Origin of the sequence: Planococcus sp. SE5232, assembly GCF_050686535.1 — a bacterium.
GTDB lineage: Bacteria > Bacillota > Bacilli > Bacillales_A > Planococcaceae > Planococcus.
The window spans coordinates 1,000,004-1,025,614 of the sequence record NZ_JBOGCP010000001.1 but is presented as its reverse complement, the minus strand read 5'-3'; the positions used below and the strand labels follow the sequence as shown (position 1 = coordinate 1,025,614).

21 protein-coding genes are annotated in these 25,611 nt (G+C 48.9%); 4 read left to right on the top strand and 17 right to left on the bottom strand.

Translation table 11 applies throughout. The features are described 5' to 3' along the window. Nucleotides 1-403: 403 nt before the first annotated feature. On the bottom strand, nt 404-739 hold the full coding sequence (locus ACRC6Q_RS04765; protein ID WP_431465947.1) for a hypothetical protein: 336 nt from the start codon (nt 737-739) through the stop codon (nt 404-406). Nucleotides 740-868: 129 nt separating this feature from the next. On the opposite strand from ACRC6Q_RS04765, the gene ACRC6Q_RS04760 reads away from it, so the two are divergent. Next, nucleotides 869-1,693 carry an aldo/keto reductase gene (locus ACRC6Q_RS04760; protein ID WP_431465946.1) on the top strand — a complete coding sequence of 275 codons (825 nt, stop codon included), beginning with the start codon at nt 869-871 and terminating at the stop codon, nt 1,691-1,693. A gap of 126 nt (nt 1,694-1,819) precedes the next feature. Continuing rightward, complete coding sequence (locus ACRC6Q_RS04755) at nt 1,820-2,221, top strand: DUF2512 family protein (RefSeq protein WP_431465945.1); 402 nt, start codon at nt 1,820-1,822, stop codon at nt 2,219-2,221. 90 nt (nt 2,222-2,311) lie between these two features. Here ACRC6Q_RS04755 and ACRC6Q_RS04750 read toward each other — a convergent pair whose 3' ends face one another. The 11 genes from ACRC6Q_RS04750 to ACRC6Q_RS04700 all read right to left on the bottom strand — a co-directional run bounded on the left by ACRC6Q_RS04750 (nt 2,312) and on the right by ACRC6Q_RS04700 (nt 17,134). Next, nucleotides 2,312-2,821 carry a DUF6241 domain-containing protein gene (locus tag ACRC6Q_RS04750; protein ID WP_431465944.1) on the bottom strand — a complete coding sequence of 170 codons (510 nt, stop codon included), beginning with the start codon at nt 2,819-2,821 and terminating at the stop codon, nt 2,312-2,314. A gap of 233 nt (nt 2,822-3,054) precedes the next feature. Continuing rightward, nucleotides 3,055-7,212 (bottom strand): tetratricopeptide repeat protein, encoded by a 4,158-nt coding sequence (locus tag ACRC6Q_RS04745; RefSeq protein WP_431465943.1) that lies wholly within the window; start codon nt 7,210-7,212, stop codon nt 3,055-3,057. 237 nt (nt 7,213-7,449) lie between these two features. Next, entirely contained in the window at nt 7,450-7,926 is a 477-nt protein-coding gene (locus ACRC6Q_RS04740; protein ID WP_431465942.1) for a VanZ family protein, read from the bottom strand. A 153-nt stretch (nt 7,927-8,079) separates the two neighbouring features. Further along, entirely contained in the window at nt 8,080-9,474 is a 1,395-nt protein-coding gene (locus ACRC6Q_RS04735; RefSeq protein WP_431465941.1) for a S1C family serine protease, read from the bottom strand. Nucleotides 9,475-9,663: 189 nt separating this feature from the next. After that, a complete protein-coding gene (gene nagB, locus ACRC6Q_RS04730; RefSeq protein WP_431465940.1) occupies nt 9,664-10,431 on the bottom strand; it encodes a glucosamine-6-phosphate deaminase in 768 nt (255 codons plus the stop codon). A 45-nt stretch (nt 10,432-10,476) separates the two neighbouring features. Then, nucleotides 10,477-11,316: a MurR/RpiR family transcriptional regulator gene (locus ACRC6Q_RS04725; RefSeq protein ID WP_431465939.1), complete on the bottom strand. Its 840-nt coding sequence runs from the start codon at nt 11,314-11,316 to the stop codon at nt 10,477-10,479. Nucleotides 11,317-11,333: 17 nt separating this feature from the next. Continuing rightward, nucleotides 11,334-12,230, bottom strand: a complete 897-nt coding sequence (locus ACRC6Q_RS04720) for an ROK family protein (RefSeq protein ID WP_431465938.1) — start codon at nt 12,228-12,230, stop codon at nt 11,334-11,336. An 81-nt stretch (nt 12,231-12,311) separates the two neighbouring features. After that, nucleotides 12,312-14,015, bottom strand: coding sequence for an FAD-binding protein (locus ACRC6Q_RS04715; protein ID WP_431465937.1), 1,704 nt, complete (start codon nt 14,013-14,015; stop codon nt 12,312-12,314). 21 nt (nt 14,016-14,036) lie between these two features. Beyond that, nucleotides 14,037-15,545, bottom strand: coding sequence for a sodium:solute symporter (locus tag ACRC6Q_RS04710; protein ID WP_431465936.1), 1,509 nt, complete (start codon nt 15,543-15,545; stop codon nt 14,037-14,039). 24 nt (nt 15,546-15,569) lie between these two features. Beyond that, nucleotides 15,570-16,436 (bottom strand): N-acetylneuraminate lyase, encoded by an 867-nt coding sequence (locus ACRC6Q_RS04705; RefSeq protein WP_223634551.1) that lies wholly within the window; start codon nt 16,434-16,436, stop codon nt 15,570-15,572. Further along, the gene (locus ACRC6Q_RS04700; protein ID WP_431465935.1) at nt 16,433-17,134 is read right to left on the bottom strand and encodes an N-acetylmannosamine-6-phosphate 2-epimerase; all 702 of its coding nucleotides are present in this window, start codon (nt 17,132-17,134) and stop codon (nt 16,433-16,435) included. Before ACRC6Q_RS04700 ends, ACRC6Q_RS04705 begins: the two co-directional genes overlap by 4 nt. Nucleotides 17,135-17,526: 392 nt before the next feature. On the opposite strand from ACRC6Q_RS04700, the gene ACRC6Q_RS04695 reads away from it, so the two are divergent. Further along, nucleotides 17,527-18,276, top strand: coding sequence for an SDR family NAD(P)-dependent oxidoreductase (locus ACRC6Q_RS04695; protein WP_431465934.1), 750 nt, complete (start codon nt 17,527-17,529; stop codon nt 18,274-18,276). A 295-nt stretch (nt 18,277-18,571) separates the two neighbouring features. On the opposite strand, the gene ACRC6Q_RS04690 is transcribed toward ACRC6Q_RS04695, so the two are convergent. The 4 genes from ACRC6Q_RS04690 to ACRC6Q_RS04675 all read right to left on the bottom strand — a co-directional run bounded on the left by ACRC6Q_RS04690 (nt 18,572) and on the right by ACRC6Q_RS04675 (nt 21,441). Then, on the bottom strand, nt 18,572-18,868 hold the full coding sequence (locus tag ACRC6Q_RS04690; protein WP_431465933.1) for a putative quinol monooxygenase: 297 nt from the start codon (nt 18,866-18,868) through the stop codon (nt 18,572-18,574). 36 nt (nt 18,869-18,904) lie between these two features. Continuing rightward, nucleotides 18,905-19,333, bottom strand: coding sequence for a MarR family winged helix-turn-helix transcriptional regulator (locus tag ACRC6Q_RS04685; protein ID WP_431465932.1), 429 nt, complete (start codon nt 19,331-19,333; stop codon nt 18,905-18,907). A gap of 111 nt (nt 19,334-19,444) precedes the next feature. Then, nucleotides 19,445-20,083 (bottom strand): nitroreductase family protein, encoded by a 639-nt coding sequence (locus ACRC6Q_RS04680; RefSeq protein ID WP_431465931.1) that lies wholly within the window; start codon nt 20,081-20,083, stop codon nt 19,445-19,447. 296 nt (nt 20,084-20,379) lie between these two features. Next, nucleotides 20,380-21,441 carry an S-layer homology domain-containing protein gene (locus ACRC6Q_RS04675; RefSeq protein WP_431465930.1) on the bottom strand — a complete coding sequence of 354 codons (1,062 nt, stop codon included), beginning with the start codon at nt 21,439-21,441 and terminating at the stop codon, nt 20,380-20,382. Nucleotides 21,442-21,702: 261 nt separating this feature from the next. Between ACRC6Q_RS04675 and ACRC6Q_RS04670 the strand changes: the two genes are divergently transcribed. Further along, a complete protein-coding gene (locus tag ACRC6Q_RS04670; RefSeq protein ID WP_431465929.1) occupies nt 21,703-23,076 on the top strand; it encodes an LA2681 family HEPN domain-containing protein in 1,374 nt (457 codons plus the stop codon). A gap of 882 nt (nt 23,077-23,958) precedes the next feature. On the opposite strand, the gene ACRC6Q_RS04665 is transcribed toward ACRC6Q_RS04670, so the two are convergent. Then, complete coding sequence (locus ACRC6Q_RS04665; protein ID WP_431465928.1) at nt 23,959-25,428, bottom strand: amidohydrolase; 1,470 nt, start codon at nt 25,426-25,428, stop codon at nt 23,959-23,961. Nucleotides 25,429-25,611: the final 183 nt, after the last annotated feature.

Below are 25,611 nucleotides of genomic sequence, written 5' to 3'. Positions count from 1 at the left end.
TTACCCGCTGCCGGTGGAAATAATCATCCCTGAAGAGCGCTGGATGGCGAAGCCATGGGAAAGCGCAAGCCTGCGCTTTCCGCTCTTGAGGCGTCCGTATTGGTTTGTGGCTTGTATTTTGGGAGTTTGGACAGTATTATACTTCGGTTGGACTGTATTTGATGCCAGTTGGACTGTATATTGTGCATGTTAGCTTGTATCTCCATGAGATAGTTGTTGGTTGCGATGATTTATTCCAATTAAATGGTTATACTTTCTGATTTGACTCGGATACTTTCTAATTAGGCATAAATACTTTCTGTTTTTGGCAGAATACTTTCCAATCGTCCATAAATACTTTCCAATCCACAAAAAAGCCATCGCCAAGCATATAAGAGCTTGGCGATGGTTTTAATTACTTCTATTATAAGTTGCGCTTTGGATGCGGCTGAGTGATGTCGACCGCGAATACGTTGACGCGGTTGACCATCAAGTCGCGGATGCCGTAGATCGGGCGTTCGTTTTCCTGGATGGCTTCGATGTAAGCATTCACCTGGTCCTGAATGTAGACGCCAAACGGCTTGTCTTTATAGCTGTCATCGAGGCTATCGCTGCCGGCCTCGAAGGATTTTTCGAAATACAGGTTCGACACTTCGATGCCTGTCAGCTTGTCCTCTTCCATATGGGTGCCGACCACTTTGTAATAGTTGCCGTACTCGTCGCGCACCAAATCCGCTTCGACAATTTTCTGCATACTCATGGCTTTCATCTCCTCTCTCAAACCTATTTCGACGGCCTTCCACAGATTCCTTCAACTAAATGCTTAGAGTTGCGAAATACTGGGTAAACATTTACTCTAAACAGAACAACACAAAAGGAGAAATGCATAATGGATTTTATTACACTGAACAACGGAATTAAAATGCCGCAGCTGGGCTTTGGTGTCTGGCAGGTTGAAGACGATCAGGCGACGGCTGCTGTGGCGAAAGCGCTCGAGACGGGCTATAAATCGATTGATACCGCGATGATCTACCAAAATGAAAAAGGCGTCGGCAAAGCGTTGAAGGAAACTTCCGTGCCGCGTGAAGAGCTGTTCATCACGACCAAAGTGTGGAACAGCGACCAAGGCTATGGCAATACCTTGCGCGCTTTTGAGGAAAGCCTCGAGCGCCTCGGCCTCGATTACGTCGATCTATACCTCATCCACTGGCCGACTCCGGAATTCGATAATTATATCGATACCTATAAAGCGTTGGAGCAATTGTATAAAGACGGCCGCGTCAAAGCGATCGGCGTCTGCAATTTCGAAGTCGAGCATTTGGAGCGTTTGCTTGCGGAATGCGACATTCCCCCAGTCCTGAACCAGGTCGAATGCCATCCCTACCTTGCACAAAATGAATTGAAGGAATTCTGCGCCAAGCATGACATTTTCGTAGAAGCCTGGAGTCCCCTTGACCAAGGCGGCGATGTGCTGAAGGATGAGAACATCCAGAAAATCGCTGATGCCAAAGGCAAATCGCCGGCTCAGGTTGTGCTGCGCTGGCATCTGCAGAACGGTACGATTGTAATTCCGAAATCAGTGACGCCGTCACGCATCGAGGAGAACTTCAATGTTTTCGATTTCGAATTGACGGAATCCGAGATGAATGAAATCGACGAGCTCAACAAAGACCGCCGCAAAGGCGCCCATCCGAATGAAATGAATGTACGGTAATAACATCAGAAGCCGCCTCTTCCAATCGAAGAGGCGGCTTTCCCTGTTATTTTCACATTTTGGCATACTCCCCGTGAAAACGGGTAAATTCTTGATAACTAGAATTTATTGGAGGAGGGAAAGCCGTTGAGACATCTTCTTGCACTTGCGATCAAATTTGTGATGGTGGCCATTGTCCTTTTAATTGTCCTCACATGGATTTTCGATGTGCCGTTCGTTGATACGTTGCTGATCAGCCTGGCGCTGACGGCGTTGTCCTATGCGATGGGCGACATCATTATTTTCCTGAACGCCGGCAGTCCGGAAAATCAGTCGACGCGTAATACCGTAGCGACTTTTGTCGATTTCGTCACGGCGTTCCTGGTCATTTGGCTGATCGGCTGGCTGCTGACGGGACAAAATTTCGAAATGGTGACGCCGGCTCTTGTTGCTGCGTTGGTCATTTCAGCCGGTGAATGGTTCTTCCATCTGTATGTGGACCGCTCCGTGGTGCCAGAGTATAATAATTACAAGTCGGCTAGAGGGTGAATGGAATCATTCTATAGGAAAGAGGCTGTCCTCAGACAGCCTCTTTCACTTTGCCTGTAAATCGTTCTCCATAGACGTTGACAATCCCTACTACCTATAATGCTTTTCCACAAACGCCTGCTCCTGCTCGGCGCTCATCAAGCCAGTGGCTCTTCCGACCGTACCTCCATGCCAATTCCAAATGGTGTTGTGGACATCGACAGCATTGGAGAAATCGCCTTGTTTCCAAGCGGTTAAAGTCATTTCGTAAAAATCACTGTGCTCGTAATGGTCCTTGTTGGCCTCGACGATCGTCAACAAGTCCTCGATATTGGCAGTCGTCATCTCGATGGCGCCTTTCTTTTTGTCGGCGATGATTTTCTGGTGCGTCATCTGGTGCAGATTGATTTGCAGCCTGACTTCTTTCATATCTGGCTCGTCTTCTTCAGTTTTCGCCTTTTCGGCTTCCACTTCTTTTCCTTCAAGTTCCTCGATTTTGTCGGCCACTTCCGAGATTTCCCCTGCACCTGAGGAATTCTGCGCGATGAAATAATAAGCACCTGCTGCCAACAACACCACAATGCCAAGAATGATGCCTAACGTCTTTATCCTTTTTTTCATTTCCCTGCACTCCTCGATTTCATTGGTTCATGACTATTTTCCTATCTAATTATGAAGAAGTCGGGACTATGATTCAAGCTATTTCTTCATTACCAAGAAATCATCAGATGGAGCAAGTGCCGGTGGATATCGCTATTTCTTAAATCCAAACAAACACCGTCTGCTGAAATCACTGGATTTCAGCAGACGGTGTTTACACAAAATACGATAAGCATTTATTTCAACAAAGGTTGTTAAACTCCAACAGCCAGTACTTCTTCCAATACTTCTTCAAACAGCTCTTCTTCCAATGCGACTTCGATAAACTGTTCACCGCCGTCTTTATTGAACAATTGGCTCAGAAGTTCTTTGGCCTGATCGGACTTTCCGGAGAGCATGGCAGCGCGGGCAAGTTCATAGCCTACCGGAAGATAGTTAGGAGCATCGTCTTGCAGCGCCAACAGCCGTGTTGTGGCTGTAATGCTGTCACCCATAGTGATGCAGGTCATGGCAAGTGATAAGCGGATCCATTCGTTCACTTGAAGCTCGTCAGGCAGCCGGCTCCCAAAATGTTTGGCTTGCTCCGGGTGGTGTTCGGCAAGCAGGTGCATGAGGCGCACATAGCTTTCACTGCGATAGGGATTCAAGGCAATCGCCTGTTCGAAATAAGCGGCGGCTTTGTCGATTTCCTCGCATATAGCGGCCATATCGCCTTGCCATAACACAATATCGACATCAGTCGGCTGTTGCTTATGGAGGTCTTCCGCCTGCTTGATGGCTTTCTTAAGCAACTTTTCGGACTGCTTGTCATTCGCCTCTTGCAAACTTGCCTGAAGCAGAAATTTAGCGGCGCCGAAATGGCCAGTACGCTTGACGAACGGCGTGAGCTCCTCAACAGCATCCTCCGCCATCGCGCGGCCCATATAAAATTCTGAAAGGTGGAGAATCGGCACTTCATTGTCCTTGAAGTTCTTCATGGCATCCAGGTAAAGCGAGATGACATTGGTGATCATCAGAAAGCGACGTGATTTATCGCGCAGCCTACGGATAAAATGCTTCGGCGCTTCTTCCTCTTCATCCACCCATTCAGCCAATTGATCCGCACTGTAGGTTTGCGCCATCGCCAGCTCTTCACCTTTCAGCTGTTTCTTCAACCGCTTATGAAGTTCCCCTGTTTTACGCATATCCACCAACAAGCGGATATATTCCGCATACAAGCCTTCCTCATCCGGATGTTCGGCAATCAGCTTTTCCAACAAGCCCACCGCACGCTTTAACTCCCCTTGCCGTATACAAAATTCGATATGCTGGTAATGTGAAGGATACGCACCGTTGACCGCTTTCGCTTGGCGGAATAAAGACTCGGCTTCCGCCACGTCTCCCTTTTTCTCCTGCACATGCGCCTGTGCAGCAAGCAGCCATTCCTCAGGCACTTGCAGCGACACCTTCTCCAGCGCTTGTTCAACAGCCTTCAGCTGTACTTCGTTATCAACGAGTTCGAACAGCTCGCCTAAATCCAGCAGCAGCGGTTCGTTTTCCAGTACATGCAATGCCGCCGTAAAGGCACGAGGTTTATCCTCCAATGCCAAGTGGGTCCGCATCAGCCCTTCATGAGCCGCCGTAAAGTCGGTTTCCGCTTCTGCGCATTTCGTATACTGGGCCAGCGCTTCATCCCATTCTCCGAGTGGTTCAGCAAGAAGGCCAAGCCGGTAATGGGCAAGTGCCAGGCCATTGAGTTCCACCGCTTGGGTATAGAGGATTTCTGCATAGCGCTGATGGTTCTCCGTTTCATATAAGCTGCCTTCGTAGCACAATAAAAGCGGATCTGCGCCAGTTGCCCGCAAAGCTTTGAAGAAATCCAATAACCGTCCAATATACTGCGGAGCTTCACCGAATTCTGCGTACTGCTCAGCCATTTCATGGAGATCCAAAGATTCCCGCTTCATGCCATTTTCCAGCAAATCCAACGCCAATGCCTTGCCCGCGTCGTCCAGCGATTCCTGCCACAGCATCGCTGCAGTCCGGACGAAATAATCGGTGTCGCCGGAATCCGCATACTGCATGATCAATTCCCTGACTTCTTTAGTCTGTTGCTGCTTGAGCAGCGCGTGGGCGATATGCGTAACAGTAAACAGATCGGCAGAATCCAGCTCAAGAGATGTTCGGTATTCGGTTTCCGCATTTTTGTACTGCTCCTGCCCCATAGCGATATGCCCTAAATACAAATGCAGCACATCCACCTTTTCACAATTGGCGATGCCCGCCCGAATGATCTCTTCTGCCTGTGGCCATGCTTTCGCTTCCAGATGGATTTCAGCAATGCGCAAATAGGAAAAAGGCTCTTTCGGATCGATATCCCGCGACTTCCCGAATGCTGCAATAGCTTGCGCCTCTTCACCAAGCGCCAGTAGACAACGCCCCGATTCGTAGATGAAATACCCATCCTCCGGCTGTTCAGCCGACAACTCACGGAAACGCACCAATGCTTTTTCATAGGCTCCCGATTCATACTGGATCAAGCTATGTGTGACGCGCGTGGACACATCATTCGGAACCTGCTCGAGCGCGATGCTCGACCATTTGAACGCCTGATAGGTTTTGCCGGTCTCCAAGTAACAGCGCGACAGGTGGCTATAAGCCATCGGCTGGTAATTGTCCAGCTCGATCGACCGCTTCAGGAGCGGTATCGCTTTCGTATGTTCACCCCGGCTCATTAAAATCGCCGCCTTCAGGAATAGGGCATATGGACTGTTCTTTTCGGTGACGTAGGCAAGATTTTCCAGCGCTTCGTCCGTTTCATCCTTTTGGTAATGCATGTGCGCCGCCAGCAGCGCCACTTCAGCATCTTCTTTGCCCAGTTCCTGCTGGATCTTGGTGAGCCATGTCGAATGAAGCGCCTTGGCTTCTTCTGAAAATAGCGTCACAAGCCCGACTACCGCCGCATAGCACTCGTCCGGATGGCGCTTCAAGAACTCGATTCCACGATTTTTGTCCCGCCCGATGGATTCATCGCCCCAGATTGCGAATAATTCATTGAAAAAGTCATGCTCCCGACTGTCCAGCAACTCCAACATGCCTTGCTGCTCCTCAGTCAAGAACACCATGCTCAACGAATCAGTCAGCTTGTAAGTATCCGCAATGTCCTGATAAGACAATAAAAACGGACCGAGTTCATTTGGGTCCTGAATAATAAGGGCCTGAAGCCGGTCATCATAACCGGTCACCACCTGCACATGCGAATTGTTTTCGATCATCATACTGAGCAGAACCGGGATGCCGGCGTCGATCAGCCCCTTGTAGATTTCGGGCGTCCCTTTGAAATAACGCGCCGTAAATCCGAGTGATTCCATATACTCCATCGTCTTTTGCAGGTCTGATCCGGTTACATCAAAAACATGTTCCGCTATTTCATCCTGGCCTTTTTTCATGCCATAGGCCTCCAGCATCAATGCAAGAGATGCCGGCACACAGTAATTCAGTTTCTGGATGTTCGGTGTCAGCTTCAGCTCGCGGCGCTTTGCGTCCTGCTGGATTTCCCCTTTTCCATAAACAGTCTTTTCCAACTCTTTTTGATGAACCGCCATCCATTTCTTCAAGTCTTCCCAGCGCTCCAGCTTATACAGGCATTCGGCAGCCATGTGAACAAATGATCTCCGATGGACATGATAAGGATTTTCTTCATCGTATTGTGCCATCATTTGAAGTGTTTTTCCGTAATGACCAAGGAAAAAAGAGGTTCGGATAATATCCGCACGGAAGGTCCAATTGCCCGGCTCAAGCTCTTCGCCTCGCTCGAGAATTTCCAACGACTCCTTCTGTCTGCCCGTCATCGCTAAAACATCCGCATATAAGAGCCGCACAAATTGGCTGCGTTCCGTTACGGTGTCACTGAGTTCCCTTTCGAGCACCCGCTCCGCTTCCTGCCATTCCCCGCTGTGTATGAAATAATAGCCTTCGAGATCCGGCCATAGAAACCCCTTCTGTTCCGTATATCGATCAAGCTGCGCTTTCGCTTCCGGCAAACGGTTCAGCTGTGAAAATATCCGCAGCAGCAATTGATGTGCCGACGCCAACTCCTCCCTTGAGTCGTTGCCTGATGAAATGCCTTGGAGCCTCGCCATCATTCGTTCTTCCGCTTCCAAACTGCGCCCCGTTTCCAACAGGCGTGCGCATTGCCACGTAAATGTCCGCAGCGTGCCGAAACGTTTATGCGCCTGCGTCGCCAATAGATGGCTGTACGTATATAAATCCGCCTGATCCGTCAATCGCATCAGCCGGTAGAAATCATCTTCGGTCTCTAATTCCCCTAGAAATCCACGCAGTTTTCTGATTGAACGCTCCGCCCATAAGCTGCGAATCGCCTCCACAATTTGTTGTGCTGTCTGTATCTCTGTCGCTTTCATTTTCGCCATTCCCGCCTCTCCCATATCCGATGTAAATGTGGTTGATTTATTATATAGTGGAAAATTATAGGATGCAATACAATTTAAAGGAGGGGTAAAAATTATTTTTATAGCCGGATTTCTTTTTGGACTTTTGACAGTCGACAAGAGCCAGGCGAAGATACGAGTCAGTCCAAACTAAAATAAACGATAAAAAATCACCGCCCCTTCAACCATCGAAGAGGCGGTGATTTTATTTCCTGCCAATCAGCGCGGCTTTTCGTCCGCAAATGCACCGGCAATTTTCTGTACCGTGTTCCAGAAAGCCGGACTGACGCCTCCCTGTGATTTCACATAGGCGCTCAAGCGGTAAGCCAGGTAAATGCCCCCGACATCGATCAGGACATCGCTCAACCTTCCGCTCCGTTCAAAAAACAGCTGCAGGAATTCCGTGAAGAAAGCAAACAAGCTGGCCAGAACGATTGCTTTCCGGTTGTCCCCAAGGGTCTTCGCCAACAACAGGAACAGGATGCCGAAGGATAGGGCATGGCCGATTTTTTGGAACACATAGGTCCCGCTTTCCAACTGGATATCGCTCGTGATGAACAAATCCGACAGTTTCGGGAACAGGCGAATATGGAAGCCGATTTCCTGAGCGAACAGCAGCGACTGAAAATTATAGTTGTTGGTGGCCAGCAGGATGCACAGCGCCCACAAGATCACCGGTATGTACTTAGCTTTCAAAACACTCGTCCCTTCAGGTTTCTTCTATATATGGATGGTTATGCGAGGCGCTTCGGAGAGCATAAACCGATTGTGCCGATGCATAAGATCATGGAATATCATCTTTCATCCAAAAACCAACTAACTTATCTTACCCTAGACCAAGCCAAAGCTCTAGTCAGTGGAAATATCCGATATCCAATAAGCGCCATATTCATCCGCGACGACTGTATAGGTTTTATTGCGCTCCTCAAAGGTCCATTCACCATCTGCACTCATGAAATCGAAGGATTCATACGTATGGACCAGCGCGTAATCATCGTATATTTCCACACCCAGTATAGATTGGTCGATAAAATCAAATGCCATTCCCTGGCCGCTGATTTCATCGATATACTCCGAAATGCCCGAGTAGATTGCACTTTCCGGTAACAACATATCCGACACATAAAAGAAATCTTCATCCGCCAACGCCATTTCATAATAGCTGCGGTAATCACTGACAAAACCGCTGAGCGATGCTTCGTCAAACATAGAGAGGACTTCTTCCAGTTCTTCTTCCACAATTTCTTCTTCATATTCTTCTGTGTATTCTTCGTCGGTGTAATCTTCGGTGTACGATTCTTCATATGCCTCTTCTTCGTACTCGGTGGATTCTTCTGAGACTTCCACTTCTTCTTCCACAATAACTTCTTCTTCGTAGACCGTGTCCGTTTCGACGTCATAGACAGGTTCTTCCTCGTAATCGTAATCTTCCAGCCAGTCGAAATAATCATAGCTGTCGTAGACGCCGAATACCGAGGCCACCGTTGCCGCTGACATAGGATGGTTGACCCAGTCCATCAACGACCCATGAATGGAATGAAGAGGAATCGAAAAGCCGATGGCATTGCCGTCGGTATAGAGGAGCGAGTTGATGCCGATCACTTTTCCGGTTTCCGCATCCACCAGTGGACCGCCGCTGCTTCCCGGTGCAATTTGTGCGTCGATTTGGTAAATGTCCTCGTACTCAAAATCGAAGCTGATGTCTCGGTCAACACCCGTCAAATAGCCGATCGACGCCGAGTTTTCGAACCCATTCGGACTGCCGAGCGCAATCACTTCGGATCCAACTTCCGTCACTCCCATTTCCGCAGGGAGCGGTTCCTGCCCTTTATAGGCTTCCACTTTGATGACGGCGATATCCTCGACATCCGAAATTCCGATCACATGCCCAGGGACTTCTTCACCTTCACTGTTCCGGACCATCACGTCTGTAAAACCCGCCACTACATGGGCATTGGTTACGACCATTCCATCTTTGGTGAATAGAAAACCGGAACCAATGCCATCTTCCGTAACAATCGTATACACTTTCTTTTGCGCCGCTTTGATGATGTCCTTCTTCTCACGCTGAACCGTCTGCCCACTTTCTTTGCTCTTCTGGATGATGATGGTGTCCGCATCCGCTTCCTTTGCCAAATATTGCTGAACACCGTACCCGCCGCTCACTGCCAGAAGAATCGACAACATAATCGCAACCGTATGATTTTTCTTTGAAGGCACAGCCTCTTCATTTTCTATTCGCACACCGCAGCCCTTACAAAACCTTGCCGATGGTTCGTTTTTCTCCCCACAATTCCTGCAGAACATGCTGCCACCCCTTATCCATTCTATTATGATAATGATAATCGGAGTGGTTACAAAAGACTAGTATCATTTCCCTATAAAAAAGAGAATTGAGCGGGTGCCAGGCACCCGCTCAATTCTTGCTCAATGCTATTCACTTACCGGAATGCCCCCATCTTCCCCATAAAACTCAAGCACCTTGGACAACGCCAATTCGTCAGCGATGACGGTGACATCCGGATGTGTCTGCAGAATCGAAGCGGGGAAGCTCTCCGACACCTCACTGTTCATCATCTGGTACAAAGCTTCCGCTTTTTCTTTTCCGGATACCAGCAGCAAGATCTTTTTGCTTTCCATAATGGAGGCGATCCCCATGCTGATGGCCTGTGTCGGCACTTCTTCAATTCCCGAAAAGAAACGGGCATTGGCACTGCGCGTAGACTGGGCCAATTCAACCGCGTGGGTTCTGCTCGAAAACGGTGTTCCCGGTTCATTGAAGCCGATATGGCCGTTCAATCCGAGTCCCAATACTTGAATATCGATTCCGCCAGCTTCTTGTATTTGCCTTTCGTAGTCCAGGCAATCCTGTTCCACCTCTTGTGATTTGCCGTTCGGCAAGTGGATTTGTCTGGTCGGCACATCGATGTGGGCAAAGAGTTTGTCGGTCATATACCATTGATAGCTGTTGGCATCTTCTACTCCCAGGCCGACGTACTCATCCAAATTGAATGACGACATGTTGTGGAATGAAACCTTCCCTTTCTTGTATTCCTCAATCAAGCACCTGTAAAGCCCTTCAGGCGTCGAGCCTGTAGCCAGTCCGAGCACCGGAGATTTGTTCTGTTGAATATGCTCCACGAGCAAGTTACAGGCGATCCGGCTCATTTCTTCGTAATCTTTCGCTTTCAGAATCTGCATGCTTTCACCTCGTAACGGCAGCCAATCAGTAACTGCTTTTCAGCTTTAATACAGCTTGCCGGCAATATGTTCGGTAATTTCCCTTTTCACACTTTCAGCATCCTTAACGTTGTTCATGGTCAATCCAGTACATATCAAATCAATCAAATACAACTGGGCAATTTTCGAGACCAGCGAGCCGCTGTCTAACGGACTTTCTTTTGCAGACGACAGCAAAACAAAATCGGCGTATTTGGTCAATGGCGATTTCACATAATTTGTCAGGGCGATGACCGTCGCATTTTTTTCTTTTGCCAATTTGACTGCATCGACAATGTCTTTCGTGCTCCCCGTCAAACTGATGGCGATCACCACTGATTGTTCAGTCAGCGAAGAAGCTCTCATGATTTGGAAATGCGAGTCGGTGATGGCGCTGACGTGCTTGCCGATCCGCATCAGGCGGTTTTGCATGTCGAGTCCGGCAATTCCGGAAGAGCCGATGCCGAAGATCACCACGTCCTGTGCAGCATCGATCGCCTGGATGGATTTCTCTAAGGTATCCATATCCACGACTTCCGATGAATCTTCAATGGCCTGCACGATGCTGTTGCGGATCCGATGAACGAATGACTCGTCTTGTAAGGAATGGTTTGCAGGCGGTACTTCCTGAGCGAACAGGAACTTGAAATCCTGGAAACCTTTGAATCCAAGTTTCCGGAAAAAACGCAGCACCGTCGCTTCCGCCACTCCACTCAATTCGGACAGCTCGGTCAATGAATGATAGAGAACCTTATCCGGATGCGCCAGGATGTAGTCATATATTTTGTTTTCGGATTTTGTAAAGGTATGCTTATGCTGCTCCATTAATAGCGAGGGTTTCGGCCCTGTAATTGTTTTCGATTCCATCGTATCAGCATCCCCTTTCAATTCCTGAAGAAGTTCTTAGCCGCTCCCAGTAAATTTGATTTATTGTCATGCTCGGCCATTTTGATCTGCAGATGTTTTTTGTGGTTCGGCATGATTTTCTTGTTCAGGGAAGATTCAATGGCCTGCCGCAAAAATTCCCCTTGAGCGGAAATGCCGCCCCCGATGACGATCAATTCGGGATTGAACAGATGCACGAGCGATTGCAGGCCGGTCGTCAGGTCGTCGATCCAATCATCGAACAGCAGAAGTGCATTCGAATCTTCTGCTTTCACGCGTTCGAAAAACGTTTTTACGTCCATCCACTCACTGAATTCCGCTGAGATCAGCTGCTGAAGTGCCGAGCTCGAAGCATATTGCTCATAGCAGCCGCGGCTTCCGCATGTACAGGCTTTCCCGCCTGGGTAAAGGACCAGATGGCCGATTTCCCCGGCAGAAAATCCGGCACCGGTATACAGTTTTCCATTTAAAAACAAGGCGCCGCCTACTCCGGTTCCAATCGTTACACACAGGAAGTTCTCCACTCCACGGGCGGCGCCTTTCCAGGATTCGCCGAGCGCCGTGCAATTGACATCATTTTCGACACTCACCGGCAGCCCCGTATGGCCGGACACCAGCGCGGCTAGTCTTGTTCCAGTATAGCCCGGCAGATTATCTGTCGCAAAGACCACTACTCCCCGCAACGCATCAATCTGTCCGGCCGAGCTGATGGCGATGCCGCCGATTTCAAAATCCGCCATCATTTGGTCGCAGAGACGCAGTACTTTGGCGATCAATTTTTTACTGCCACTGGGGGCATCTGTCGGAGCTGAACCATGGAACAGAAACAGGCCTTCCTGGTCGACGACCGCATATTTGATGAACGTTCCGCCAATATCAATGACACCAAGCTGCATTTTTCGTTCCTCTTTTCTAAATGAACAAAAAGAGAAAAACCGCAATCAGGCTTTTCTCTTTTCATTACAGGTATTATTCGTTCACGCATCCCTGAATGTTAGCGACAGCAGCCCATCAGACGTCTCTGACACAAACAGGCGTCTGGAGAATGCCGGATCTTCAGCCGGATAATCCTCGCGGTAATGCGCGCCACGGCTTTCTCTTCGCTCGAGCATCGCTTGAAGCAGAAGTCGGGAAAGCTTCAGGAAGTTTTTCGCTTTAATGACCATTTTACGGTTTTCCTGCCGTTCAAACAAACGGCCGATAGCCAATCTGGCCTCAAGCGATTCAAGCCGCTCCAGTGCATCCGTCAATTGCTTTTCGGAACGCACGACATTGCCCGCATACCACATGAGCTCCCGGATTTTCTCTACGGTCTGATGAAGTTGTTCCTTATCGGTTTCAGCCGATTCGTCCGAACCATTGCCGTTGCCGACTGAGTTGCCGAAGACCGCTTCCAACTGAAGTTCGGCTTCCTCGTCACTGACGAACGAAACGCTGGCTTCTTTTAAATAGGCCCCGCAATCTGCAGCCGCCCGCTTTCCGAACACCATGCAGGCGCCAGTCGAGTTGCCGCCCAGCCTATTGGCTCCTTCAATATTACAGGACAGTTCACCGATGACGTACAATCCCGGAACGCCGGAACGCCCGTGGGGATCGATATAGACGCCGCCATTGCTGGCATGGGCAAACGGGGCAATCCGGACCTCATCCTTCACCATATCGATTCCTTTTGTTTTCAGCCAATTCAAGTATACGGTATAAAACTCTTCTTTGTTTTCGTATAGTTCTTTGCGGAAAACTAATGCAAAGCCTTTTTCATTTTTGGCAGCAATGATTTCTTTCATCATCGCAATATCCACATACTTGGATTCCAGCGAGTCTGTAAATGGTCCATGCGTACTGCGGATATCCAGGCATTCTTTTTTCGAAAGCCCTTCCGGAAGTGCCGCATCCAACAGGCTCTCTCCATCCTCCTTCACGATGTCTTGGCAATAGGCCAAGGTATGTTCACCGAATAAGGTCTTGTAACGCGGAGACGTAATGCCTGGGATGAATTGGATAAACTCCATATTGACCAGACTCGCTCCCGCTTCAAGAGCCAGGATGTGGCCCGATCCATCGACATCATTCGGATTCAGGTTGTGCTTATAGATGCTGCCGAATCCGCCAGTGGCGAGCACGGCAGCTTTGCATTCCACCAGCACCACGTGATTGTGTTGATCCAGCATCAGGGCACCGGCAATCCGCTGATCTTTTTTTATCAGTGAAATGACCACTGTCCGCTCCATCACCGTCAAGTTCTCATAGCGTCCGAAAATAATGGAGACGTTCTCCTTGATCTGGTCCCAATCACTCAGCAAGTAAATATCTCTCGGGTGCTCGGCAAAACAAGCTTTTCGTACACCTTCGAGCTTTTTGGACACGACACCGATGCCGCTGTATTCTGCGACGCGGTCCGGAATTTCATCCACATAGACTTCCGCCAAGTCCTGGCGGTGCATTCCCCTGCTGGATGCTGCGATATCCGCTAGGAACACCTTTTTATCGGACTCCCCGCTCGTTACTTGTGTGCCGAGCGAAGCTTTTAACGGATAGAAACTTGACCCGGAAGCCAACTTCATTTTTGTCGCCATCAAGACTTCGTACCCTTGGTCGGCTAATTCTTTTGCGGCTTTAATCCCTGCCAGGCCGCTGCCCACCACCAATACGTCTGTTTGGATCTTTCGAGAGATTTCCACCATGCTCCCACCTAAATCTAAAGCTTATTTTTCTTTTAGCACTTTATTGTAATCGAAGAATGTGACACCTTCCTCGTCGTCTTTTTCTTCTTTCTTGGCGAACAGCAAACTGAATCCGTAGCCGAAGACGATCGAAGCGACCAAGTTGATGATTGAATACGCCCATAACGTAATGTCCGTGAAGTATGAGATATAAATAGCCAGGAAAGTTGTAGCAATAAAGCCGAACAATGCCCCGTTTGCGTTTGCGCGCTTCGTCAATACACCCAATGTGAAGGTACCGCCGATGATTCCCAGCGCCAAGCCCATCAAGCCATTAAACCATGAATAGGCAGAACCGACGCTGGAGTAGGCAAGGATGATAGCGAAGGCAATCGAAAAGATGCCGACGATCGTCGATACGATACGGGCCATCCGTGTGCTCTTTTCATCACTCATGTCTTTTCTCAACACTTGCTGGATATCGAGCGTCCAGCTTGTCGCGACGGAATTGAGCCCTGTTGAAAGCGTCGATTGGCCAGCCGCGAACAGTCCGGCGATCAATAATCCAGAAACACCCACAGGCAACTCACTGACGATGAAATTCGCAAAGATCAAATCCGATTTTCCTGTCGGCATCGCAGCGGTTTGCTGCGAGTAGAAGGTGTAGAGTGATGTTCCGATCAGGAAGAACAATGTAGCTGTACCGAGCGACAAAGCGCCGTTCAAATACGTCATTTTGTTCATTTCCTTCAAATCTTTCGTCGTCAAATAGCGCTGCACCATATCCTGGCTGGAAATATACGAAAACGTCGTCGATAAGCCAGCCCCCAAAATGATGATTAAAATGCTGTTATTAATCAGGTTCGGATCAAATAAGGCTACATTCCCAAAGAATTTCTCGTTGCTTGTCCCCACATGGATGACTTCCCCAAGCCCTCCGTTAATGGAGAACAACAGAATGATCAAGGCGAATATACCGCCGCCGATCAAGACAACGCCTTGGATGAAATCTGTCCAAAGCACGGATTTCAGTCCACCGAAAGCCGAATAGATGGTGGCGATGACACCCATAAACAGGATGATGACGATGACATTGATACCGGTTACGGTCGCTAATGCAATCGCAGGCAAGTACATGATGATCGACATGCGCCCAATCTGGTACACGATGAAGAGCAAGCTTCCCAAAATCCGCATCCGCTTATCGAATCGGCGTTCCAAGTATTCATAAGCTGTGTCCAAATCCAGTTTGCGATAAACCGGCAGGAAAAAGTAAATGGCTACAGGCACTGCGATCAGCAGCCCCAGTTGAGCAAACCACAGTTCCCACGTCCCTGAATAGGAGTTGCCGGCAAGCGATAAGAACGAAATCGGACTCAGCAAGGTCGCGAACAAACTGACCGAAGTCACCCACCAGGGAATCGAACCGTCCCCTTTAAAGAATTCCTTGCCTTTCATTTCCTTTTTGGCAAAGGCAATTCCGACATACAAGATAAACAATAAATACGCAAACAAAATCACATAATCGATAACCGCAAATGTTCCATTCATCTATCCCATTCCCCCCGTTAGTCCTTACAGATATTTTTTAGCGAGTTCGCGTGCTTTGACTGCTTTTTCTTCAGTCAGCTGTTTCATCGGCTTTCTGACAAATCCAGCGTTGACCCCTTGTGTTTCGAGCATTTCCTTGATGGTCTGGTAAAGGCCATTCTTCAGGATCTCTTCAATCAGGTCATTGGTCACTTTCTGGATTTCGCGAGCTTCATCAATTTTCCCGCTCTGTGCCAGAGTGAAAATCTGTTTGGCTCTTTTGCCGTTGACATTGAATGTGCTGCCGATTGCCCCATCCACATTCAAGACACTTGCAGACAGCAGCATTTCATCGAATCCGGAATAGATCAGCTTGTCCGGGAATGCATGGCGCAAGCGCTCAAGCAGGAAGAAATCCGGTGCAGTGAATTTCACGCCGATGATTTTTTCATTTTCAAACAGTTCCCCGAACTGCTCCAAATTCATGTTGACGCCCGTCAAAGCCGGAATGGAATAAATGATGAGCTGTGTATCGACGCCTTCCAGAATCGTATTGTAATAGTCTTTGATTTCCTCGAAATCGAATTTATAGTAGAACGGCGTCACTGCCGAAATCGCGTCATACCCAAGGTCCGTAACGAAATGAGCCAGATCCGATGCTTCTTCGATATTCAAGGACCCGACTTGCGCAATCAGTTTCACTTTGTCCCCAACTTCGTCTTTGACGATTTCGAAAATCTGCTTTTTCTGTTCAGTGGAAATGAGGAAGTTTTCCCCGGTACTGCCGTTGACGTATAAACCGTCCACTTCCGAAACTTCGATATTGTAACGGACAATCTCCCGTAATCCTTTTTCGTTCACGTTTCCTTGTTCATCAAATGAGCACATCAATGCTGTATATAAGCCCTTCATTTCATCACCTGTCCCTTTTCTGTTTTTTCTTCTATCGCTTTTGCAAATTTTTCTGTAATCAGCTGTGGGCGTGTGATAGCGCTTCCAACAACCACACAATGAGCCCCGGCGAGAAGTGCCGATTGTGCTTTCTCGGGTGTATCGAAATTCCCTTCCGCTATCACCGGAATCGACAGTTGATCCGTCATTTGTTTCACCAATTCCAACGGAACGGTCCCGATTGAATAAGGTGTATAGCCAGCCAGTGTCGGTGCTGCAATATCCACGCCGGCTTTCTCAGCCATGAGCGCTTCTTCGATGGTCGAGACATCCGCCATGAACAACTGGTCGGGATACTTCAGCTTCACTTCGGAAAAGAATTCCTCGAAACTTCGGCCATCAGGTCTTTCCTGCTTGGTTGCATCCATTGCGATGATGTCCACGCCTTCCTGATACAGTTCATCAATTTCCTTTAGCGTGGAAGTGATGTAGACATTGTTGCCCGGGTAATCCTGTTTGATGATGCCGATGATCGGCAGATCGACTTCTTTCTTGATCGCCTGAATATCTTTCACCGTGTTGGCACGGATTCCTTCAGCACCGCCCATCTTTGCCGCTAAAGCCATCTTCCCCATTATGTACGGATCATGAAGCGGCTCTTCCTCCAATGCCTGACAGGAAACGATTAATTTGTGCTGAATCTGCTTTAAAACCGTCATTTGAAAACTCCCTATCTTTTATGGTCACTACATGTTTTCATTGTTCACGTGATTGTACCTGCTGTCCCCCTGTTCGTTGTCGAAATATTTTATTAATCGAACTATATCACTTTGACAACTAACTTTCAACTTAAATTTTATTTTTGATTATTTGTTATCATACGGTGGTGAATTGTGTGGGTGCCAGGCACCATATATCCAATCCTTATTATGGAAGTACTAAAAGCATCAAAATGCGGCGATTGGTTTGCTGAAAATACAAGTAAGTAATCACAGGCCTTGGGTTATCGCTCTCTAATCCTTTCTGTTGATTTCAAAAACAAGAGGAGTAGAATGGAAAGTGTAGTGTTTTAATTTTCCGTCAATTCAGTCAATAGAAGGAGAGATCGTCTATGGGAAGATTGCAGGATAAAGTAGCGGTAATTACTGGGGGAGCCGGAGGAATCGGCAAAGTTACAGCAAAGCGTTTCTTGGATGAAGGGGCTTCTGTCGTACTGGTCGACTTGTTCGAAGATGCACTCGCTGATGCGAAGAAAGAGTTGGGCGACAATGTCCTGACGGTTCAGGCGGATGTCTCCAAGGAAGAAGATGTGCAAAAGTATGTCGACAAAACCGTAGAGCAATTCGGCAAAATCGATATCTTCTTCAATAACGCCGGCATCGAAGGAAAAGTGGCACCGATCACCGAACAAAAAGTGGAGGACTTTGATAAGGTCATCGCCGTCAATGTACGCGGCGTATTCCTGGGTCTCCAAAAGGTTCTGCCGGTCATGATCAAACAGAAATCCGGCAGCATCATCAACACCTCGTCCGTTGCAGGACTTGGCGGATCGCCGAACGTATCGCCGTATATCACATCGAAACATGCGGTTGTCGGCTTAACGAAAGCTGCGGCGGTTGAAAACGCACCGCATAACATCCGCGTCAATTCAATCCACCCATCTCCTGTCAACACGCGCATGATGCGTTCTCTCGAGACCGGCCTGGAAGTGGACCAAGCCACGATGGCGAAAAGCATTCCGCTCGGCCGTTACGGCGAGTCGGAAGACATCTCGAACCTCGTGCTGTTCCTGGCATCTGATGAAAGTACGTTCATCACCGGTGTCCAGTACCGGGTCGATGGCGGCATGGGTGCGGTTTAAACAGAATCAGTTGACTCGTCAAAAGAAACAGCCCGCTTCTTGCCGAAGCTGGCTGTTTTCTGTTTTTCTGGAATAGGTGACGCACTTTTTATTGAGCGTGCATAAATTCTATTGAATGTGCGTATTTTCTTTTGAGCGTGCATAAATTCTACTGAACGTGCGCATTTTCTTTTGAGCGTGCATAAATTCTGCTGAGCGTGCGTATTCGATAGCAACGTGCCTACTTTGATCCTTTCACGCCTCAATAACAAAAAAATCGCCGCCCTGCAAAAAGCAGAACAGCGATTAAGTGCACTTATAATTGAGCAGACTCTCCGCTGAATACGTCGAGCTTCATAGGCGCAGCCATGAAAGCAGGCGCTTTTTGGCCAAAAGCAGTGAAATGCTCACTCGTGTTATGAGCGGCAATCGCTTCGGGATCCTTCCAAACTTCCACCATGGTAAAGTGGCCATCCTGTTCAGTGGATTTCATCAAATCGTAGCTGATGTTGCCCGCTTCTTCTCTTGAAGCTTGGACAAGAATTTTGCATTCGTCCAAAAAAGCCTGTTGCTGATCTGGTTTTACCTGCAAGTGTGCGTGAATAATCATCATAAAACATCACCCATCCTATTACCTGTATTTTGATTATCAGTATTCACTAATATTCGTTTGCATACGCGTCAACATGTCGGACAAGGCATCTACCTCTTCCGGTGTGAAATCATGCAGCATTTGTTTCACAAAACCCATGTTTTCTTTTCGGTATTCAACAATCTGCTTACGGCCTTCCTCCGTCAAGCTGACAAAGATGACCCGGTTATCAGCCGGATTTCTGCGCCTCGTGACCATGCCATTGGCCTCCAATTGCTTGAGATGGCGAGTAATGGCCGCTCCGTCGATATTCACCGATTTTTGAAGCGTCGACTGATTGATTTCGTCTGTATTATAAAGCTGGGACAGCAGTTCATAGCGCGACGCACTAATGCCTGTACACCGTTCGAACTTTGGGCTAATTTGATTCGTCAGTCCTTTAAACAGCTGCAGCACTTGTTCCTGCTTTGAAAATGAACACGACATAAATTGACCTCCTACCTACTCGTTACAGCCAATTGATAGCGTTGTCCACTATTCATTGACCAGTCAAATATAATACAAAACCGGCCAATACTCAATCTTCTGGACCTACACTCAGCTCCAAGTCGTAATCGTATCGACAGGAAGGCGATACGACTGGAAACCTTCATTGAGCGCTTTGCCGATGGAAATGAGCATCACCGGAATATACCGGTCTTTCTCCATGCCGAAAGCTTCAGCAATTTTTTCCTTCTCATAGCCGCCGATCGGATTCGTGTCGTATCCAAACGCACGGGCCACCAGCATCAGCTGCATAGCCACAAGACCAGAATCCAGCATGACGATGTCCTTCATTTGCTCATTTGAAATCCCTTCGTATAAAGGTTTAAAGTAATTCAACTGGAATTCCTTCACTTCTTCGGGCATATAGCCGTGTTCAACTGCTTTGCCGTAGATTTCCTCAGCGTAGTCAAAGTTTTGGCGATCCCCAAAAACAGCGATTACCGCAGAGGCGCTCATGACTTTTTCCAGATTGAACGAAGCAAGAGGCGCAAGCTTTTCTTTCCCTTCAACGGTATCGATCACCAGAAAGCGCCACGGCTGCATGTTGATGGAAGACGGGGCTTTCGAAGCTTGAGCGAGGATTTCACTCATCTCCTCCCGGCTGATTTTAACTGTCGGATCGTATTGCTTAATCGAACGGCGTCCGTTGACGATTTCATTGAAATTATTTGTCTTTTGTAGTGTTTGCATAGCTGGAATTTCTCCTTTTTCTTCTTCTATTTATCAAGAGGAACTTTCAATTGACCCCTCAACGTTTGATGCCTCATTTAATATAAACCGATCTCAGGAATTATGCAACTCTAAGAATCCTGTGCGTGTCTGACACTGTTTTTCTACCCAAACCAAACAGCCAGCTTCGGCAAGAAGCTGGCTGGTTCAATTTTATCGACCGTGCGTAGCCGATTGAAATGTGCGTGAATTGTGTGCGTGCCAGGCACCTTTTCTCAAAAAATCACCACCAATCCACAATACCCACTAAAACCATCCTACTCCACACGCACCAATTCACTCTCCACCCGTCCCTGCGCGCTAATGGATTTGATGGTCGCAAAACCTTCCGCCATGTAATACTTGAAGCCATCCTGCACCGTCACTTCCGTAGCATTGGTGAATGTCTTGTAGGGAGTCTTGACGGTTTTGTTGACACCGGTGATCGTGTGGATGATGGTTTCGTCGCCCAGCCCGGTATCAAAGGTTTTACCGACCCGCACCGGATAGACGAGTGCGACATCGTACTCCGAATACGGGTAGCCGAACGCAAAGAGCTGATGGCTTTCAAACTCCATGTATTCGTAAGTGTCGCTGTCCACTTCGGCGGTCCACATGAAGCCGAAGGTCAAGCCGTCCCGGTCCGGCACATCCACGAAACGGTGGACGGCTGTCGTGCCATCCGACATGCGGTAGGTATAGGTTTTGGTCTTGTCTTTCTGATAGGAACGCGCAATGGTTGCATCATTTTTGAATTTCGGCTCCAACGCGCGTGCCAGGAAAGCGGAAAACTGTCCGCGCGTCACCTCCTGTTGGGGCCGGAACGTGTTATCCGGATACCCGATGGTGATGTTTGCCGCCAGAATTTTACTGATGGCTTCCGCGTAATAGGCATTTCTCGGCACATCCGTAAACGACTGGTTGAACGTAAAGGCCAGATTGAAGACCCGTTCAACAATCAATGCCATATCCCCGCGAATGATCGGCGCTTCCGGTCGGAAAGTTCCATTACCGTAGCCTTTAAAGTAGCCCGCTTCCGCCACTTCAGCGATATAGCCGCTCGCGTAATGACCCGCCGGCACGTCTCGGAATGGTGTCGCTTTTTTCGTGCCATCCAAGCCCTGCAGACGTCCGATCATCACAGCCGCCTGGGCGCGGGTCACTTCTGCGTCCGGCCGAACCTTGCCATCCGCATAACCGGTGATCACGCCTTTCTCCATCAAATAGGTGATTTCCTCATAAAATGAATGACTTTCCGGCAAATCCGGGGCAGCAGCGGCAACAGGCATCACCAAAAACAGAGACAGCACGACGACCAGCACACCCGTCAACTTCTTCACAATCCTCACTCCTTCGCGTAATGATTTACTTTGTTGAGCTTAGTTTACCAGCAAAATTCTATGAATACATCTTAAAAATACTAAAAATTCTGAAAATAATAAAGGCAGAAAAAAATTTAGGTTACCCCCCTTTTTTATTCCTTTTCAAGCTAGATCCTGAACAAACCTCTCCCAATCCCATAAAATTCCGACAATAGGCGTGACCCATCCGCCGCTCTTCGATACAATAATAAGAGAAGCACCTATCCAAGGAGGGTTCCCATGTCGACATTACATGATATTGCCCAATCAGACGATTACGGGCAGTTTGAATTGAAGGAAGTTTACCAGGCTGCACAGCACCTGTTGCAGCAATTTCAGAAAACCCGCACCGAGCCGGAAAAGCTCACCGAGATCATCAGCCATTTAAAAAAACGCCTGGAAGGCCAAGCCGCATATCCGCTTGCCATCTTGCTCGAGAGCAGCCAGCTCGGCATCCAGCATCAGCTGCAAAAAGAATGGAACAGCCCAATGAAGCAGCGCCAGCTCTTCCTGTTCGAAAGCCTGCATGCCCAGTTCCGCGGGAAAGTCCCGCCTACAATATGGAATCAAATCTGCCTGAATTACGCAGAAGCGTTGATTTACGTCGGCCGCTCCATCGATGGGCTCGATGTGCTGGAGCAGATGACCGAAGGCGAAAAGGATCCGTCCTACGAGCGCAAAGACGCTGAACGCGGATGGGGATTGTTGTTCTATTCCACGTTCCTGCGCGGCAAGGAAGAAAAAGCCGAAGCACTCCACCTTTCCCGCGACCTGCTTGACAAAGGCGCCGCAAACATCAGCAACACCAACGGCCGCGCCTTGTACGCAGACCGTCTGAAGCTGGCCGTAAAAATGCTGGAGGAAATCGGGCCGGTCGACATTACCGGAAACTACAAGCCAAACTTTTTCGAAGGCCGCGAATGGGAATACCGCGACTGGTGCGCCAAGCACCGGCTCCTATTGAACGACAACAACGAAGTCGATCCCTCCGGCACCATGAGAATCGATACACTGAACTACCGCCACAAAGAAGCGGATGACAAAGAACGCGGCGTATTCCTCGAAACCTTCATGGAATCCATGGTTTCAGAATTCACCGCGCTGCGCTGGACCCTATTCGAAGCACTCGAAAAAGAACCAAGCCCTGAGCGCAACGAGCAATTAAAGACTGTCTACCGCCAGTCCTTTTCCTTGTTTCCAAAAGTTGCCCAGTTCGTCAGCCACTACTACCAGCTCGATATGAAAGACCCGCGTGCCGGCATGCAGCGCATCTGGTTCGAGGACGAAAAGCCGACGAATCCGCTCAAGCCGTTTATCCGCGACACCAAAAACGGCGCGCTCAAAGCCCTGTTCTGGCATTCCAAAGAACTCTTCGGCTACGAACAATCCAAAACACAGAACATCGCCACCGTCCGTGCACTGCTGCTGCGCGACCAGATGGAACGCAGCTTTGTCCAAGTCATCACCAAACAGGAAGAAATCGCCCAAACCGGCGAGCTCCGCAAACATCAGATGACGCAGATCGAACTCGAACGCCTGGCGATGACCACCGCCTTTAAAGCCCGCAACGCCTTGATGTATCTGGGCTTTGCGGTTGGGTTGGAGAAGAAATAGAGGAATTAAAGAGGCGTCTCCGGGAATCTTATCGATTCTGGGGACGCTTTTTTGTTGATTATTAACCGGACTCCTGTGAAAGAGCTATGATGATAGCCGCATTAATTTTCATTGTGAAAGTTTTTGGCTTCTACATGAGTATTCATTTTCTCTACATGAACTTTCATCTCTTCTACATGAAAATTCGCCTTTTCTACATGACGAGACCTTCTTTACGTGAATGCTTCCGTCTTCTACATGAGTAATCCTCTTCTCTACATGAATACTCATCTCTTCTACATGAGAATTCGCCTTTTCTACATGAAGAGACCTTCTCTACATGAATGCTTCCGTCTTCTACATGAGTATTCCTCTTCTCTACATGAACTTTCATCTCTTCTACATGAAAATTCCTTCTCTACCTGGATATTCCCTACTTCCACATGAATATTTTTCTTCTCTACATGAACACTTTTCTCTTCTACATGAAAATTCGCCTTTTCCACCTAACGACACCTTCTCTACCTGAATGCTCTCCTTCCTTCATAACAAACATTCTTTTCAACCCGTGTGTTCGCCCTGCTAACCCGGTTTCTTCTTCTCAACCCGGGTGTTCGTTGCACTAACCCTGGTGTTTTCTTTTTCACCCCGGGTGTTCGCTATGCTAACCAGGTTTCTTCTTCCTAACCTGGGTGTTCGCTCTGCTAACTCAGGTGTTTGTTGCACCAACCCAGCTCTCCCCCTTCCTAACCCACAACCCCACTCTCCCCAACAACCAGCCAGAAAATCACCAAGCCGATAACAATCAACACTAGCAAAATCATCAGCAATTCCAGTCGTTTCATCCCTCCATTTCCCCTTCTGCTCCAGATTTTCAAATCGCTCAAGAAGATAAGCGCTCATCTATCGGCAATACACGCGCTCCCCTGCCATATACGTCTCCAAAACACGCGCCTTCCCGATCTCCAGCTCATCCATCTCCAAAACATCTTCTTCCATGACAATAAAATCGGCATGGAAGCCGGGTTTCAGTTGCCCGACATCTTTGATTCGCGTAAGTTCCTGCGCGCTTTTCGTGTAGAGTTCGATGGCTTTTTCGACCCCGATGCGTTCGTCCTGTCCGGTATCGGTGCCGTCGTAGGCGATCCGGGTCACGGCGGCCTGGATGCCGACAAACGGATTGAGCGGTTCGGTCCAGCCGTTCACCGGCGCATCGGATGAAAAGGCAACCGGAATGCCCGCGCCGATCATCTTCTGGATCGGGTAGGTGGATTTGGTGCGCTCGGCGCCGAGGTTATGCAAATAGCTTTCGATTTCAGCGAACAGGAAAACCGGCTGCGGCACGAAGGCAATGTTCGCGTCCCCCGATTTCCGCATCGCATCCGCCGTCGGCATCGCCGCGTGCTCGATGCGGATAGACGGCGCATCCTCTAGCCACGCCTGTTGTCCGTGAAATGCGTCAACCACCTGCGAAATTGCCTGCTCCCCCATCGCGTGGACGGCCACTTGGATGCCGTGCTGCTTTGCGGCTTCCCCTGCTTCCAAAAGTTCATCGGTTTCCATCGTCGAAATCCCATATTCATCGTCTGTCCCGTTGTATGCCGGATCGACCCATGCTGTTCTGCCCGACACACTGCCGTCCGCAAACAATTTGATGCCGCTGATGAAGACTGGCTGCGTCGTATCCGTGGTTTCATTCGTTAAAACATCGCCTGTTTTCGCATCCGACCAAATCGTGTAAAGAGCCGTTCGCTGCTTCAACCCTTTCCGGCGGGCCAGCTTATACAATTCCACATAATCGACCGGACGCGTCAGCGCCATCAGATCGGTGATGCCCGTAATGCCATAGCTGAACAGTTCGTCAGTCAAGCCTGCAATCAGCTGCGCTTGCTCATCCATCGTCTGTTTCGGCAACATGTCAAGCACCAGGAAACGGGCGCTTTCACGCAGGATGCCTGTCGGTTCGCCCCCAGCGTCCCGGTCGATTTTGCCGCCTGCGGGATCAACTGTCTCTTTATCGATCCCTGCAAGTTCCAGCGCTTTGCTGTTGACGGAGACGGTATGGCCGCAGGTGCGGGTCACGACAATCGGCGAATCCGTGCTGACCCGGTCGAGGTCGCTGCGGTTAGGCGTCCGCCGTTCCGCGAGCTTTCCTTCATCGTAGCCCCAGCCCTCGATCCAGTCGCCTGGCGTTTGCGCTTCCTGACGTTTTTTCAATTCGTCGATCATGCCAGCAATCGAATGGACGCGCGGAGCGGTGCATGCTACTTGCCTCGCGATATTTGCAAGGAATAACGGATGCAGATGCGCGTCGATAAAACCTGGCAACACCCGTCTGCCCAACAAGTCGATCCGAGTCCCTTCTATTGACACAGCCTCCACATCATCCCCGATCCACTCAATGCGCCCGTCCCTTACGGCCATCGACGATGCGGCAGCTTGCTCGGGATTCGACGTGAAGATCTTTCCGTTCATGAATACTTTGGTCGTCCCCATGCTCCCACTCCTTCCTGCACTCCGCTTGCCGCTTTTTCTTATCCATACCCTTTGTCTATC

Excerpts from the sequence above, each read along its gene's own strand:
- ACRC6Q_RS04685 (WP_431465932.1), bottom strand. The coding sequence starts at position 19,333 with ATGTCGTGTTCATTTTCAAAGCAGGAACAAGTGCTGCAGCTGTTTAAA.
- ACRC6Q_RS04750 (WP_431465944.1), bottom strand. The coding sequence starts at position 2,821 with ATGAAAAAAAGGATAAAGACGTTAGGCATCATTCTTGGCATTGTGGTG.
- ACRC6Q_RS04760 (WP_431465946.1), top strand. The coding sequence starts at position 869 with ATGGATTTTATTACACTGAACAACGGAATTAAAATGCCGCAGCTGGGC.
- ACRC6Q_RS04670 (WP_431465929.1), top strand. The coding sequence starts at position 21,703 with ATGTCGACATTACATGATATTGCCCAATCAGACGATTACGGGCAGTTT.
- ACRC6Q_RS04765 (WP_431465947.1), bottom strand. The coding sequence starts at position 739 with ATGAGTATGCAGAAAATTGTCGAAGCGGATTTGGTGCGCGACGAGTAC.
- ACRC6Q_RS04720 (WP_431465938.1), bottom strand. The coding sequence starts at position 12,230 with ATGCAGCTTGGTGTCATTGATATTGGCGGAACGTTCATCAAATATGCG.
- ACRC6Q_RS04715 (WP_431465937.1), bottom strand. The coding sequence starts at position 14,015 with ATGGTGGAAATCTCTCGAAAGATCCAAACAGACGTATTGGTGGTGGGC.
- ACRC6Q_RS04690 (WP_431465933.1), bottom strand. The coding sequence starts at position 18,868 with ATGATGATTATTCACGCACACTTGCAGGTAAAACCAGATCAGCAACAG.
- ACRC6Q_RS04745 (WP_431465943.1), bottom strand. The coding sequence starts at position 7,212 with ATGGCGAAAATGAAAGCGACAGAGATACAGACAGCACAACAAATTGTG.
- ACRC6Q_RS04725 (WP_431465939.1), bottom strand. The coding sequence starts at position 11,316 with ATGGAATCGAAAACAATTACAGGGCCGAAACCCTCGCTATTAATGGAG.
- ACRC6Q_RS04680 (WP_431465931.1), bottom strand. The coding sequence starts at position 20,083 with ATGCAAACACTACAAAAGACAAATAATTTCAATGAAATCGTCAACGGA.
- ACRC6Q_RS04710 (WP_431465936.1), bottom strand. The coding sequence starts at position 15,545 with ATGAATGGAACATTTGCGGTTATCGATTATGTGATTTTGTTTGCGTAT.
- ACRC6Q_RS04700 (WP_431465935.1), bottom strand. The coding sequence starts at position 17,134 with ATGACGGTTTTAAAGCAGATTCAGCACAAATTAATCGTTTCCTGTCAG.
- ACRC6Q_RS04695 (WP_431465934.1), top strand. The coding sequence starts at position 17,527 with ATGGGAAGATTGCAGGATAAAGTAGCGGTAATTACTGGGGGAGCCGGA.
- nagB (WP_431465940.1), bottom strand. The coding sequence starts at position 10,431 with ATGCAGATTCTGAAAGCGAAAGATTACGAAGAAATGAGCCGGATCGCC.
- ACRC6Q_RS04705 (WP_223634551.1), bottom strand. The coding sequence starts at position 16,436 with ATGAAGGGCTTATATACAGCATTGATGTGCTCATTTGATGAACAAGGA.